This window comes from Stenotrophomonas sp. 3diitr2024 (assembly GCF_042136455.1).
GTDB classification, from domain to species: Bacteria; Pseudomonadota; Gammaproteobacteria; order Xanthomonadales; family Xanthomonadaceae; genus Stenotrophomonas; species Stenotrophomonas sepilia.
The window spans coordinates 1-358 of sequence record NZ_JBHHMJ010000079.1 but is presented as its reverse complement, the minus strand read 5'-3'; the positions used below and the strand labels follow the sequence as shown (position 1 = coordinate 358).

Annotated in this window: 1 protein-coding gene and 1 pseudogene; one reads left to right on the top strand and one right to left on the bottom strand. The window is 67.9% G+C overall.

Annotated features, from left to right (window positions below; translation table 11 throughout):
• Positions 1-243, bottom strand: a pseudogene (locus ABGA94_RS01820) (hypothetical protein); the annotation flags it as partial.
• Between ABGA94_RS01820 and ABGA94_RS01815 the strand changes: the two are divergent.
• A partial coding sequence (locus ABGA94_RS01815; RefSeq protein WP_375366213.1) for a hypothetical protein occupies positions 179-358 on the top strand: 180 nt, incomplete at its 3' end. The pseudogene ABGA94_RS01820 and the gene ABGA94_RS01815 sit on opposite strands and share 65 nt — an antisense overlap.

Genomic DNA, 358 nt, shown 5'->3' with positions numbered 1-358 from the left:
CACTGCCGCAGGCAGCGTTGCGTACTCCTGGCCGCATTCCAGCTCCGTGCCGTTCCTGACCGCCAGCGCCGCGGCGGCTTCGCGCGTGCCGACGATACGGTGGTGCTTCCAGATGTCGGCGGTCACGCCGAAGTCCTTGTCCAGCAGCTCGGCCGCGGCAATGGCTTCGCGCAGGATGGTGCCGGAGCCCAAAAGCTGCACGCGCAGCTCGCCCTTCTTCGGCGTGCAGCCGGCGCTGGTCAATGCCGATGGCGAGATCGAGGACGGCCCGACCGAGGGCAACCTGATCATCCGTGACTCCTGGCCGGGCCAGATGCGCACGGTGTACGGCGACCACCAGCGCTTCATCGATACCTAC